At 68.3% G+C, this 11,957-nt stretch carries 11 protein-coding genes; 8 read left to right on the top strand and 3 right to left on the bottom strand.

Annotation, left to right across the window (positions count from 1 at the left end):
- Both LFL96_RS30375 and LFL96_RS30370 read left to right on the top strand, forming a co-directional pair.
- Window positions 1–534, top strand: coding sequence for a thioesterase family protein (locus LFL96_RS30375; protein WP_281001588.1), 534 nt, complete (start codon window positions 1–3; stop codon window positions 532–534).
- Window positions 535–545: 11 nt separating this feature from the next.
- The gene (locus LFL96_RS30370) at window positions 546–1,517 is read left to right on the top strand and encodes an alpha/beta hydrolase (RefSeq protein ID WP_281001587.1); all 972 of its coding nucleotides are present in this window, start codon (window positions 546–548) and stop codon (window positions 1,515–1,517) included.
- 37 nt (window positions 1,518–1,554) lie between these two features.
- Here the strand turns inward: LFL96_RS30370 and LFL96_RS30365 are convergent, their stop codons facing one another.
- A complete protein-coding gene (locus LFL96_RS30365) occupies window positions 1,555–2,517 on the bottom strand; it encodes a response regulator (RefSeq protein ID WP_281001586.1) in 963 nt (320 codons plus the stop codon).
- Window positions 2,518–2,937: 420 nt separating this feature from the next.
- Here LFL96_RS30365 and LFL96_RS37090 point away from each other — a divergent pair, with 420 nt between their 5' ends.
- The 4 genes from LFL96_RS37090 to LFL96_RS30345 are packed head-to-tail and all read left to right on the top strand — an operon-like array spanning window position 2,938 to window position 8,050.
- Complete coding sequence (locus LFL96_RS37090) at window positions 2,938–3,276, top strand: hypothetical protein (RefSeq protein ID WP_348638431.1); 339 nt, start codon at window positions 2,938–2,940, stop codon at window positions 3,274–3,276.
- Entirely contained in the window at window positions 3,273–4,322 is a 1,050-nt protein-coding gene (gene mdtN, locus LFL96_RS30355; protein ID WP_281001585.1) for a multidrug transporter subunit MdtN, read from the top strand. The genes LFL96_RS37090 and mdtN overlap by 4 nt, the downstream gene beginning before the upstream one ends.
- Window positions 4,303–6,411 carry an FUSC family protein gene (locus LFL96_RS30350; RefSeq protein WP_281001584.1) on the top strand — a complete coding sequence of 703 codons (2,109 nt, stop codon included), beginning with the start codon at window positions 4,303–4,305 and terminating at the stop codon, window positions 6,409–6,411. The genes mdtN and LFL96_RS30350 overlap by 20 nt, the downstream gene beginning before the upstream one ends.
- Window positions 6,398–8,050 carry a TolC family protein gene (locus tag LFL96_RS30345; protein WP_281001583.1) on the top strand — a complete coding sequence of 551 codons (1,653 nt, stop codon included), beginning with the start codon at window positions 6,398–6,400 and terminating at the stop codon, window positions 8,048–8,050. Before LFL96_RS30350 ends, LFL96_RS30345 begins: the two co-directional genes overlap by 14 nt.
- Before the next feature lie 45 nt (window positions 8,051–8,095).
- Here the strand turns inward: LFL96_RS30345 and LFL96_RS30340 are convergent, their stop codons facing one another.
- Both LFL96_RS30340 and LFL96_RS30335 read right to left on the bottom strand, forming a co-directional pair.
- Window positions 8,096–8,977 carry a DUF2182 domain-containing protein gene (locus LFL96_RS30340; RefSeq protein WP_281001582.1) on the bottom strand — a complete coding sequence of 294 codons (882 nt, stop codon included), beginning with the start codon at window positions 8,975–8,977 and terminating at the stop codon, window positions 8,096–8,098.
- Window positions 8,978–8,985: 8 nt separating this feature from the next.
- Window positions 8,986–9,756, bottom strand: coding sequence for a DUF899 domain-containing protein (locus LFL96_RS30335; RefSeq protein WP_281001581.1), 771 nt, complete (start codon window positions 9,754–9,756; stop codon window positions 8,986–8,988).
- Between the two features lie 188 nt (window positions 9,757–9,944).
- On the opposite strand from LFL96_RS30335, the gene LFL96_RS30330 reads away from it, so the two are divergent.
- The gene (locus tag LFL96_RS30330; protein WP_281001580.1) at window positions 9,945–11,264 is read left to right on the top strand and encodes a helix-turn-helix domain-containing protein; all 1,320 of its coding nucleotides are present in this window, start codon (window positions 9,945–9,947) and stop codon (window positions 11,262–11,264) included.
- A 9-nt stretch (window positions 11,265–11,273) separates the two neighbouring features.
- Window positions 11,274–11,945, top strand: coding sequence for a DUF5074 domain-containing protein (locus LFL96_RS30325; RefSeq protein WP_281001579.1), 672 nt, complete (start codon window positions 11,274–11,276; stop codon window positions 11,943–11,945).
- Window positions 11,946–11,957: the final 12 nt, after the last annotated feature.

Below are 11,957 nucleotides of genomic sequence, written 5' to 3'. Positions count from 1 at the left end.
ATGGCGCAGTCCGCTTCATCGCCGGCCTTGCAGCCCGCTGCACGGCCGGCTTCCCTACCCTGCTATCGCGACAGCGTGCGCGCCGAATGGGTCGACTACAACGGCCATCTGCGCGACGCGTTCTACATGCTGATTTTCAGTTTCGCGACGGATGCGCTGATCGATCTGATCGGTTTGCCCGACGCGGTCCGCCACGCACGCAAACGCTCGATCTACACGCTCGAAGCGCACATCAACTATCTGCACGAGATCAAGGAAGGCACGCCGGTTCGCGTCGACATGCGAGTACTCGCGCACGATGCGAAGCGGCTGCATCTCTACCTGGAGATGTTCACGGGCGACGGCGAGGATCGTCTCGCTGAACCGGTCGCGGCGGGCGAGCAGATGTTGCTGCATGTCGACACCAGCGGTCCGCGCGCGGCGGCGCTCGATGCGGATATCGAAGCCCGCGTGCGTGCGCTCGTCGATGCGCAAGCCACGCTGCCCAAGGCACAATACGCGGGACGTGTGATAGGTTTGCCGGTGAAGACCTGACAGGAGCCAGCATGCTCGAGCCGCAGATTGCCGCTTTCATCGATGAAGCCGTGGCGGTTTACCCCGCGCACACCACGGCGCTGTCGCCGCCCGAGCAACGGGCGCTCTACGACCGCTACGCCGCCACGCTCACCCCCGCGTTGCCCGATGTGCTGACCGTCCGCGATGCCGGTTACACGACGCGCGCGGGTCATGCGCTGAGACTGCGGCTCTACCGGCATCGTGCGCGCGGCGATCAGGCGGCGCACGGCGCCGTGCTGTATTTTCACGGCGGCGGCTTCGTACTGGGCTCGCTGGACAGTCATCAGCTCGTGACCGCGCGCATCGCCGCCGACACCGGCCTCGACGTGATCGCGGTCGACTACCGTCTCGCCCCCGAACACCCCGCGCCGGCCGCGCACGACGATTGTCTCGACGTCACGCTGGCCGCGCTGGAACGCCAGCTGCCGTTCAATTCGAGCAGCGGCGCGACGCTGCAGCTCGCCGGCGACAGCGCAGGCGCCACCCTCGCGGCAAGCGTCGCGTTGCGCTTGCGTGACGAAGGCGTTGAAGGCGTGCGCGGCATCGCGCTGGTCTATCCGATGCTCGGCACCGATCCGCAACCGCCCGCTCGCGACACCGAAGCCCACGCGCCGATGCTGACGCTGCGCGACGTGCACGCGTTCCGTGATCTGTATTGGGGCGCGCAGCGGCCGTACCCGGCCTGGACGATTCCGCTCGAAGCGAGCCGCTACGACAACCTGCCGCCGACGCTGGCGATCGGCGCCGAGCACGATCCGCTGAGGGACGATGCGCGTGTATTCGTGGAGCGCATCCAGGCGGCGGGCGGCGACGCGCGTTTATGGATCGGCACGGGCCTCGTGCATGGTTGCTGGCGCGCGCTGGCCAGTAGTCCGGGCGTGCGGACGATGCATCGGCAGGTATGCGATTTTCTGGCCGCGCATGCGGCGCCGGTGTTCGATACGGCGCGCCGCGAAGCCTGAGTAGCATTGAGTAGCATTGAGTAGCGCTGACTAGCGCTCAGCTCCCGCTGGCCTTACGCCACTGCGCATACGTGACGAGATCCATCCCGACCTCCGATCTGTCGATCGGCGACCAGCCGTAAAACGCGTCTTCCCAGCCGGGAATCTTGCGCGGCGCCAGCGCGCGGAAAGGCTGACCGCCGCGATACGCGAGATGCGGCCAGAACAACGGCATCGCCTCGCGCACGGCCATCTGCCGCAACAATTCGACGGGACCGCTTTCGTCGGCGACGATCTCGCCCTGCGAGATCCAGTCATGCTCGGCCCACGCGACAAATACGCTCGGCTGGCCCGCGCGGTCGAACATCAAGATCGCGTTCTGCTCCGGACGCCAGTAATACTCGACGATGCCTTGCGCGGCCACCACTTCGTCGATCGCCTTGCGCGTGCGCGGATCGCAATACGTCAGCCCGTTGTCGCCCAGCGCGAGCCAGCCGCCTTCCGAGCAGTGCCGGTTCTTGGCGTCGTTCAGAAAATGGACCAGCCGGTTGGCCGAATCGGCGTCGGTCTTGCGCAGATACAGATCGACGATGCCGGCATTGAACGCCTTCACCGCGACGGCCTCGTCGGCGACGCCGGTCAACAGCACTTTTGCGCAACGCAGATTGGAGATCGACGACAGGAACTCGACGCCGCTCATGCCCGGCATGTCGTAATCGACCACGACCGCCGCCACCTCCGAAAACCGCGACGCGCGCGCGAGAATGTCACGCTCCGACGAGGTTTCGACCAGCCGCTCGATGCCGGTCTCGCTCAGACACGCGGACGCCGACGCGAACTCCAGCGAATTCTCGCGCGCATGCTGACGGATGAAGGCCAGCGCCGTCTGCGGCCGCGCGAAGAACAGATTGGTCGAGGTATCCGGAAAGAAGCGGCGCAGCGCGTCGAGGTAGCGGTCGTTGTCGTCCACGAACACAACCGTTGCCGGATGGAGAACAGGAGGGCGAATAAAGTTGTTCATAGAATCTCGAAGACGATGCAGACGCGCCGCGCACCCGCCGTATGCCGGATGGGCCGCCGCTCGTGACCGAAAGGGGTTGGTGGACCATATAGTACAGGGCCGGCGGGGTCGCTGTGCAAACCTGGTGGGGGGTTTGCGATTACGCATAAACCGGTCGAATCGCGGCGTGCCGGGGTCGCGGGAAGGCCGTTTCAAACGGCATCGGCAAACAGTCTGCTGACGCCCGGCTTACCGTCGCCGCACGCGCGATCGAGCCGGCCCGGTTCGAACAGAAACAAGCGGGAACAAGGGACAGAAAAAGCCGAATCCGGACGGCGTCGCTGGTAAAGTTCGCGTGATCTCGTCGTTGCGTCACGCGTTCACCCAATCACGACTTCATCCAGTCACCACGTCACCCAGTCACCACTTCGTCACGCCGCCATGCCGCTCGAACTCAACTCCGTCCGTGCCCGCGAGCCGGTCGTGCGCCGCGACCGGCGGCTGCCTCTGCCGGCCCTACCAGCCGCGGCCGCCGCCCTGAGCCTCGCCTTGCAAGGATGCACGCTGCACGGCGCGCCCTCGTTTGAAATCGCCGGCGCCTACTTTCCGCTGTGGCTGTTGAGCGCGATCGTCGGACTCGTCGGCGCATTGATCGCCCACCGCGTTTTTCTCGCCACCGGCTGGGCGCAGGTCGTGCCGTTCCAGCTTTCGGTGTGCGTCGCCATCGGCCTGACGGTCGCGGTGCTTTTCTGGCTTGCCGGAACAGGACAGCTCCTATGAAAATCGCCGGCTTGCACAAAAACTCGCTGAAGGGCCGCGTGATCGCGGGCGTGATCGTCGTGCTCGGCATCGCCGCGGCGTACTACGCGTACGACCGCAGCACCCGTTTCCCCTCGACCGACGACGCCACCATCGACGCCGACGTCGTGCACGTCGCCTCGCCGGTGGGCGGCCGGATCGTGCGGCTCGCGGTCGAGGAAAACCAGCGGGTCGCGAAGGGCGACGTGCTGTTCGAGATCGACCCGGTGCCCTACCGTCTCGCGCTCGCGCAGGCCGAGGCCGATCTCGAACTGGCGCGCGCCACGCTCGACACGCGTCGCAAGACGATCGTCGGCGAACGCGCGAACGCCGCGATCGCCGGCGACCAGACCGGCAAGGCCGCGCACAACTATGCGCTGGCGACCCGCACCGTCGAACGCCTGACGCCGCTCGCCGCCAAGGGTTATGTACCGGCCCAGCAACTCGACCAGGCACAGGTCGCGCAGCGCGACGCCGCGTTGTCGCTGCAACAGGCCCAGGCGCAGAAACAGGCGAGCGCGCAGACCATCGGCGACGAAGCCGACGCCATTGCCACCGTGCACGCGCGCGAGGCGGCGGTCGCGCTGGCCCGCCACAGTCTCGACGACACCGTGGTGCGCGCGCCGCACAACGGCTACGTGACCGGCCTCTCGGTGCTGGCGGGCGAAACGGTCGCGCCGACCCAATCCATCTTCACGCTGGTGCATGCGGACGAATGGTTCGCCGTCGCCAACTTCCGCGAAGGCTCGCTGGCGCGGATCGCGCCGGGCGATTGCGCGACCGTCTACTCGATGATCGACCGCAGCCAGGCGATCCACGGCAAGGTGGTCGGCATCGGCGCGGGCGTGTCGGACACCGACCGTATCAATCTGCCGCGCGCGTTGCCGATCGTCCAGCAGTCGGTGAACTGGGTGCGCGTCGCGCAACGTTTCCCCGTGCGGGTGCGGCTGGACGAGCCGGCCGCGCGGCTGGTGCGGGTCGGCGCCAGCGCGATCGTCGAGGTCCGGCATGGCGCAGCCTGCCGCTGAACTGAGCCGTCCGGGCTTCGCGGACATCGTGAAGCTGCTCGCGCCCTATCCGGGGCGCGCGGCGATGGCCGCGCGCATCGCGCTGATCTGCGCGCTGACCGTCTACGTGACGAGCGCCTACGGCACGCCGGAAGCGGCGCTCTCCGCCTACGTGGTGTTCTTTCTGAACCGGCCCGACCGCGTGCTGAGCACCCTGCTCTCCACCGCGCTGCTGCTGTTGGTCACGCTGGTGATCGCGCTGGTGCTCGGCGTCGCGATTTTCGCGCTCGACGATCCCGTGTGGCGCGTCGCCTGCATCGCGGGGTTGTCGTTCGGGCTGCTGTTCGTGACCTCGGCGAGCAAGCTGCGGCCGGTCGGCGCGATCATCGCGATGATCGTCGGTTTCGCGCTCGACAAGCTCGGCAGCGTGCCGTTCGGCGAAGTGGCGACACGCGCGCTGCTGTACGCATGGTTGATGGTGGCGATTCCGGCGGGCGTGTCGATCTGCGTGAATCTGCTGCTTGCGCCGTCGCCGCGCCGGCTGGCCGGCCGCGAACTGGCGCGTCGGCTGCGGGCGGCGGCGCGCGCCGTCGTCCAACCCGACGATGCCGCGCGGGCGGCGCTCACCGCCTGTTTGCGCGCCGGCGACGCCGAGCTCGGCACATGGCTGAAGCTGTCGGTCGTCGACGGTTCCTCGGTGCGCGCCGACGTGCCCGCATTGCGGCAAGCGGTGACGTCGACCACGGCGCTTCTGGTCGCGGCGGATCTGGCGGCGCGCGAGGCGTCCGCGCGATTGCCCGCGGTGTTCGCGCAGCCCATCGCCGGGACGCTTGAAGAAATGGCGCGCATGCTCGATGCCGGCGGCTATCCGGTCGAGATCGAACTCAGCCTGCCGGATGCGGCGGGATTGCCGCCACTGGCCCGGCTCGCCGTCGGAAATCTGCGGGATGCGATCACGGGGTTCGCTGTCGTCGATGCGCACGGCGATGGCGAGACCGCGATGCCGGCGGCGACTGCGGTGAAAACGCAGACGCCGACGCAAACGCCGGCGCAAGCGTCAGCCTCTTCCGCCCACGCGCCGGCAGAAACCGAGGCCGCCACGCCGACGCCGACGCCGCCGCCCGCGCCGTCCGCCGCCAAACACGGCGGCTTCTTTCTCCCGGACGCCTTCAGCAATCCCGATCATGTCCGCTACGCGTTGAAGACCACCGTCGCGGCGATGTTCTGCTACCTGCTCTACTCGCAGATCGACTGGCCGGGTATTCATACCTGCTTCATCACCGTCTACATGGTGTCGCTCGGCACCACCGCCGAAACCGTCGAGAAGATGACGCTGCGGATCGCCGGCTGTCTCCTCGGCGCGCTGATCGGCACGGCGGCCATCGTGTTCGTGACGCCCGCGCTGACCTCCATCGCCGGCTTGATGACACTGGTGCTGGTGGGCGCGGCGCTGTCGGCGTGGATCGCGTTCGGCTCGCCGCGCATCGCGTATGCGGGTTTCCAGATCGCCTTCGCGTTCTTCCTGTGCGTGATCCAGGGGGCCGCGCCCGCGTTCGATCTGACGCTCGCGCGCGACCGCACGATCGGCATTCTGCTCGGCAACGTGGTCGTCTATCTGGTGTTCACGCGTGTCTGGCCCGTGAGTGTCGCGACACGTGTCGACCGTGGGCTCGATTCGTTGCGGCAGCAATGGCAGCGCGTCGCGGCCCTGACCCGGCGCAACGAACGGCGTGCGCAGGCCGCGAGCGCGATGGCGCAATACGGCGCGCTCGCGCAAGACCTCGCGCTGATGCATTACGAGCCGTCGTGGGTCCGGCCCGAACCGCACTGGCTCGCGGCACGCCGCGCGACGCTGGCCGGGCTGGGCGCGCTCGAAGGGCCGATGTTCCTGCTCGCGGAGCGCAGCCCGGGAGACCGCGCGATCGAGGCGTGGCTCGAACACGCCGGACGGCACGGCGTGCCCGAATCGACGCCAGGCCCCGCGTTGCAACCCGTCGACGACGACATCCGCGACGCGCTGCTGACGCTCGGCAACGCGCGTCTCACTCAAATCGAACCCGTTGCGTCCGACGACGCAACGAAAGGCATCACGACACATGCGCCGGTTTAACGCTCCATTCGCACTGGCGATCCTGGCCTCGGCGGGTCTGGCCGGATGTGCCACGTCGTCGCTCGACATGGCGCCGGACAGTCCGGACCATGCATGGCAACCGCGGACCGACGCGACGGGGGCGATCGTGCCGGGGGCTTCGAGCGCCGCGCACGCATCCACCGTTTCAGGCGCTTCCGGTGTGGCGAGTGCTTCAAGTCCCGCCAACGCTTCGCCAGCCGTGAGCGCATCGACCCTGGCATCCGCCACGACACGCAACACCACCCTTCCACCCAATCCCGCGCTCGCCGCTGTCCCGCCGCCGCCCGCCTTCGATCCCGCGCACCAGTACGGTCTCGCGGAACTGATCGATCTCGCGGAATCGGCCAACCCGCTGACGCGCATCGCGTGGAACGACGCACGCAACGCGGCGCTCGCGGCCGGCATCGCGAAGAGCGCGTATCTGCCGCAACTGTCGGCGGCGGCAATGGGCCAGTACGCCGGCGCGCACGGTTCGTCCTCCGCCTCGCTCGACGGCTTGCCGTCCGCGGATTCGTCGTCGTCCGTCTCCGGACACGGCGAAACCTCGGTGATCGCGCTGAACTGGCTGCTGTTCGATTTCGGCGGACGCGCGGCGCGCGTCGAAGCGGCGTCGCAGGCCTCGGTGATCGCCAACATCGGGTTCACCGCCGTGCATCAGCAGGTGATCTTCGACGTCAGCACCGCGTTCTATGCGTACCAGGCCGCGCGCGCCCGCATCGACACGACGCGCCAGGGGCTCGACAACGCCGAAGCGATTCTCGCCGCCGCGCAATCGCGTTACCAGCACGGCGTCGGCACGGTGATCGAAGTCGCGCAGGCCAACCAGAACCGCGCGCAGGCGAAGCTCGCGCTGGTGCAGGCCGAAGGCGCGCAAAGCAACGGCTACCTCGCGCTGATCGGCGCGATGGGCATCTCGCCGCTGTCGAAGCCGGCCATCGCGCCGTTGCCGGAGCACAGCCTGCCCGTCGCGATGAACGACTCGATCGAGCAGATCGTGTCGTCCGCGATTGCGCGGCGTCCCGACGTGCTGAGCGCGTACGCGGCCGAACGCGTCAACTTCGCGAAGGTGAAGGCGGCCGAGTCGGAGTTCATGCCGAAGGTGTTCATGACGGCATCGGGCGCGTACCACACCGGCAGTTCGTCGATCTCGGCGGTGCCCGCGATCGGCCAGCAATTGCCGACCGTCAACCTGAGCGGCGGACACTACGGCGGCAGCGTGATCGTCGGCGTGACCATTCCGCTGTACGACGGCGGCTTGCGCTCGGCGGTACTCGCACAGGCGCGCAACGACGCCGACAGCGCGACGACTCGCCTCGCCCACAGCCGCGAGGACGCGGTGCGGCAGATCGTGACCGCGCAGAACGCGTTGCAGACGAGCCTCAGCGCGCACGCCGCCGCGAAGGAGCTGCTCGCCGCCGCGCAAACCACCTACGACGCCGCGTTCGATGCCTACCGTCACGGCGTCGGCTCGGTCACGGACGCGCTGCTCGCGCAGAACCAGTTGCTGGCGGCGCGCAATGCGGACGCGGACAGTTATAGCGGCGCGCTGTCGGCCGCCGCGGCGCTGGCGTTGGCGACGGGATCGGTGGATTCGATTCCGGAGACGGGAGGCTGGTGAGGGCCTTCGCCTTCGCCTCGACGGGGCGCTTTGTCTCGCCCTTCGTCACCCCAGGCCCGCTGCTTGCGCGACGCTCAGCACTCCCACCCCGACCGCCACCACACCGCTCGCCCACGCGATACGTTCGCCGCGAGGCAGCAGGCGTTCGGCGGAAATCGCCAGCGTCACGGCGGCCATCACGCGCCAGTCCATCACGCCGCTCACCAGCAAAATCGCGGTGAAGCCGGCGCAGCAGTCGCAGCAATGCAGACCAAGACGCACGCCGTGCCGCCACGCCGAGCGCGCGTCGGCCGAAGCGACGGATGGCCCGGCTGAGACGGACGCGGGCGGCGCGCGATCCGATGCGTGCCGGCAGCACGCCAGACGCCGCGCCTTCCATCGGCTGAATTGCAACGCGCCGGCCGCGAGAACGACGATGCCGGCCGCGAACGGCACGCCGCGCGACAGCGCGGCATGGCGCATTGCCAGCGCGGTCAGCGCGACGCCCGCCGCGAAGACCACGCCACCCAATGCGATCCAGACGGCGAAGTAACCGGCGCCGGCGAGTGCGACGAGGCTATCGATCCGCCTCGGGCCGATGATGCGCGAAGCCGCCGCGCTCTGTGTCAACGCCCGCCGGTAACGCCACAACATCGGCGTCAGCGACGGCAGCATCATCGCCATCGTCATCACGGTCCACATGCCGATGAACGACGCCGCGACGCCCGCCCACGTTTGCCCGCACATCGGCCGCCACAGTGCGGACATCGTCCAGCCGCCGGGCATCGGCATCGACATGGGCATCGGGTCCATCGCCGTGGTGGACGGCGATAGGGACATCGAAACGCACATGACGATCGTCGCCGTCACGCTGACCACGAATAACGCGGCGACTACGACCAGGAACAGGCGATCGCCGTCCCCCCGACCCAGGCGCGCGGCAGTCACGACGCACCTCAGCGCGCCGCCGCGTACTCATCGTGCCGCTTCCACCACACGCCCGTTTCGTTACGTCCCTTCGGCGCGCGATCGAGCCACTGATACATCGCCCAGATGCCATCCACGCCGCGCGCGTAAGCCGAATACGTGTGATAGACGACGCCGTCCTCCAGCACGAACGCGCTGATTCCCGGACGATCCTGCGTGTACGTCGCCGGATCGGTGCCGCACGTCGCCGCGAACTGCGCGACGGGTTCGGGCACCTGCGCCTCGTCCATCGCATGGCCGCCGCGCTGGTAGTTGTATTCGACGCGTCCTTCGCGCTGCTCGGCATCCGTGAACGAGATGTTGAAATCGAAGTTGAAGTCGCTGCCATGCGACGACGCCCACGGGAACGTCCAGCCCATCCGCTCCCGATACGCGAGCAGTTTCGCGAGCGGCGCGCGCGAGATCGCGCACAACGTCACATCATGATTCGCCAGATGCACGACGACACCGTCGAAGCCGTCCGCGATCGACGAACACGACGGGCAGCCCGCCTTGTAGTCCGGCCCGAACATGAAGTGGTAGACGAGCAATTGCGAGCGGCCGCGAAACAGCTCGGCGAGCGTCGCGCTGCCCTGCTCGGTATCGAACTGATAGTGCTTGTCGATGCGGACCCACGGCAACGCCTGCCGTTGCCGCACCAGTTCGTCGCCTTGACGGGTGAACGCCTTTTCCGCGTCGAGCAGCTTGAGCCGCGCCTTCAGCCATGCTTCGCGCGTGCCGGTTGGATGGGATGTCGTCATGTCTCTCTCCTTGGGATTGCCTGTGCCGTGGGTGCGGATGGACGCGTGATGTGCGCGGACGCTTCGATGAGTCCGGCGAGTCCATTAGTCCGACGAGTCCGGCCGGCGAGGCGGTTGTCGGTCGTGCTAGATTAGTCCTCCACCGTCGAACGAGGGGAGTGACAAGTGTGGCGCGAATCGGAGTGGCCATGGATGCACTAGTCACCGCCGCGGCACGCGCGCTCGCGGCGGGCGATCCGTTCGGCGCGCTGAATCACGTCGCGTTGCGCGACGACGCGCCTTCGCTCGCGCTGCGCGGCATCGCCATGGCGCAACTCGGCGACCTGCCGCGGGCGCGCGCGCTGGTACGCAGCGCGGCGCGCGCATTCGGTCCGCGCGCGCCGCTGGCCCGCGCGCGTTGCGTGCTGGCCGAAGCGGAAATCGCGCTCGCATCGCGCGATCTGCGCTGGCCCGTCAACACGCTCGACGCCGCGCGCGCCACGCTCGAAGCGCACGGCGACCGCTTGAATGCCGCGCACGCGCGTTATCTCGACGTGCGCCGCCTCGTGCTCACCGGCCGACTCGACGACGCCGAACGCGCGCTCGCCAGGCTCGATCCCACGCTGTTGCCGCCGCCGTTGCGCACTGTCCACGAACTGATGAGCGTCGGCATCGCGCTGCGCCGCTGGCAGGCCACGGCCGCACGCCACACCCTCGCGCGCGCCGCGCAGGCCGCTCGTCTCTCACGCATTCCGGCCCTGCTCGCGGAAGTCGACGGCGCGGCCTCGATGTTGAATACGCCGGCCGCGCATCTGCTGATGCATGGCGAAACGCAAGGCCAAACGCCAGGCAAAACACCAGGCCAAACACGCGAACTGTTGCTCGACGACATCGAAGCGCTACTCGCCTCGAACGTGCTGGTGGTGGACGCATGCCGTCGCGTCGTGCACGCCGCGGATACCACGATTTCACTCGCCAGCCGGCCAGTACTCTTCACCCTTGCCCGCACGCTGGCCGAAGCGTGGCCCGCCGACGTGTCGCGCGATACGCTGGTCGCGCGCGCATTCAGGGCGAAGCACGCGGACGAATCGCAGCGCGCGCGTCTGCGGGTGGAGATCGGGCGCTTGCGCGCGTTGCTCGTGCCGTTGGCCGGCGTTCGCGCGACCCCGCGCGGCTTCGCGCTCGCACCGCGCGATCGCGGTAACGCGGCGGCCGCTCGCGTGGCCGTGAAAGTCGCCGCTGATGTGGCCACTAACGTGACCACCAAGGTTGCCGTACTCGCGCCGCCAGTCGACGAACGACACGCGGCGCTGCTCGCCTGCCTCGCCGACGGCGAATCGTGGGCCAGCTCGGCACTCGCTCTCGCACTCGACGCGAGCCAACGCACGATCCAACGCGCGCTGGATTCGCTGGCCGCGGCCGGCAAGGTTCAATCGGTTGGCCAAGGCCGCGCGCGCCGCTGGATGATGCCGCCCATCCCCGGATTCGCGACAGCATTGTTACTCCCTCCGCTGTTTCCAGACGATTAGGATGCCAGCATGAAACGATCAGCCGCCACCATCCTCCGTGAATACGGACCCTTTCCGGGCATCGAACGCGTCAACGGCGTCACGTACGACGGCGAACACGTGTGGCTTGCCACCGGCAACACCTTGACCGCGCTCGATCCGTCGAGCGGCGACACGCAGCGTTCGATCGATGTCGAGGCGCACGCGGGCACCGCGTTCGACGGCAAGCACCTGTATCAGATCGCGGGCGACCGCATCCAGAAGATCGATCCGCAAAGCGGCCAGGTGGTCGCGACACTTCCCGCGCCGGGCGGCGCCGGCGCCGATTCGGGCATGGCGTGGGGCGAAGGGGCGCTGTGGGTCGGCCAGTACCGTGAGCGCAAGATCCACCAGATCGATCCGCAAACGGGCGCGATCCTGCGCACGATCGAATCGAACCGCTTCGTGACCGGCGTGACGTGGGTGGGCGGCGAGTTGTGGCACGCCACCTGGGAAGGCGATTCGAGCGCGCTGCTGCATATCGATCCCGTGACGGGCGAGACGCTGAAGAGCGTCGAGATGCCCGAAGGCGTCGGCGTGTCGGGGCTGGAATCGGACGGCGCCGGCAGGTTTTTCTGCGGCGGGGGCGATAGCGGAAAAGTGAGAGCGGTCCGGCGGCCAGCGGCCGAACACGCTCCCAGTGAGTCGGAGGCGGCGTCGTGAACGCCGGGTGGG

The sequence above is a fragment of the Paraburkholderia sp. D15 genome, from assembly GCF_029910215.1.
Taxonomy (GTDB): Bacteria; Pseudomonadota; Gammaproteobacteria; order Burkholderiales; family Burkholderiaceae; genus Paraburkholderia.
The sequence above is the reverse complement of the archived record's forward strand: the minus strand, read 5'-3'. Positions and strand labels throughout refer to the sequence as shown.

Bases quoted from the DNA above. Each gene is read 5' to 3' on its own strand.
- LFL96_RS30375 (WP_281001588.1), top strand. From the start codon at position 1: ATGGCGCAGTCCGCTTCATCGCCGGCCTTGCAGCCCGCTGCACGGCCG.
- LFL96_RS30370 (WP_281001587.1), top strand. From the start codon at position 546: ATGCTCGAGCCGCAGATTGCCGCTTTCATCGATGAAGCCGTGGCGGTT.
- LFL96_RS30365 (WP_281001586.1), bottom strand. From the start codon at position 2,517: ATGAACAACTTTATTCGCCCTCCTGTTCTCCATCCGGCAACGGTTGTG.
- LFL96_RS37090 (WP_348638431.1), top strand. From the start codon at position 2,938: ATGCCGCTCGAACTCAACTCCGTCCGTGCCCGCGAGCCGGTCGTGCGC.
- mdtN (WP_281001585.1), top strand. From the start codon at position 3,273: ATGAAAATCGCCGGCTTGCACAAAAACTCGCTGAAGGGCCGCGTGATC.
- LFL96_RS30350 (WP_281001584.1), top strand. From the start codon at position 4,303: ATGGCGCAGCCTGCCGCTGAACTGAGCCGTCCGGGCTTCGCGGACATC.
- LFL96_RS30345 (WP_281001583.1), top strand. From the start codon at position 6,398: ATGCGCCGGTTTAACGCTCCATTCGCACTGGCGATCCTGGCCTCGGCG.
- LFL96_RS30335 (WP_281001581.1), bottom strand. From the start codon at position 9,756: ATGACGACATCCCATCCAACCGGCACGCGCGAAGCATGGCTGAAGGCG.
- LFL96_RS30330 (WP_281001580.1), top strand. From the start codon at position 9,945: ATGGATGCACTAGTCACCGCCGCGGCACGCGCGCTCGCGGCGGGCGAT.
- LFL96_RS30325 (WP_281001579.1), top strand. From the start codon at position 11,274: ATGAAACGATCAGCCGCCACCATCCTCCGTGAATACGGACCCTTTCCG.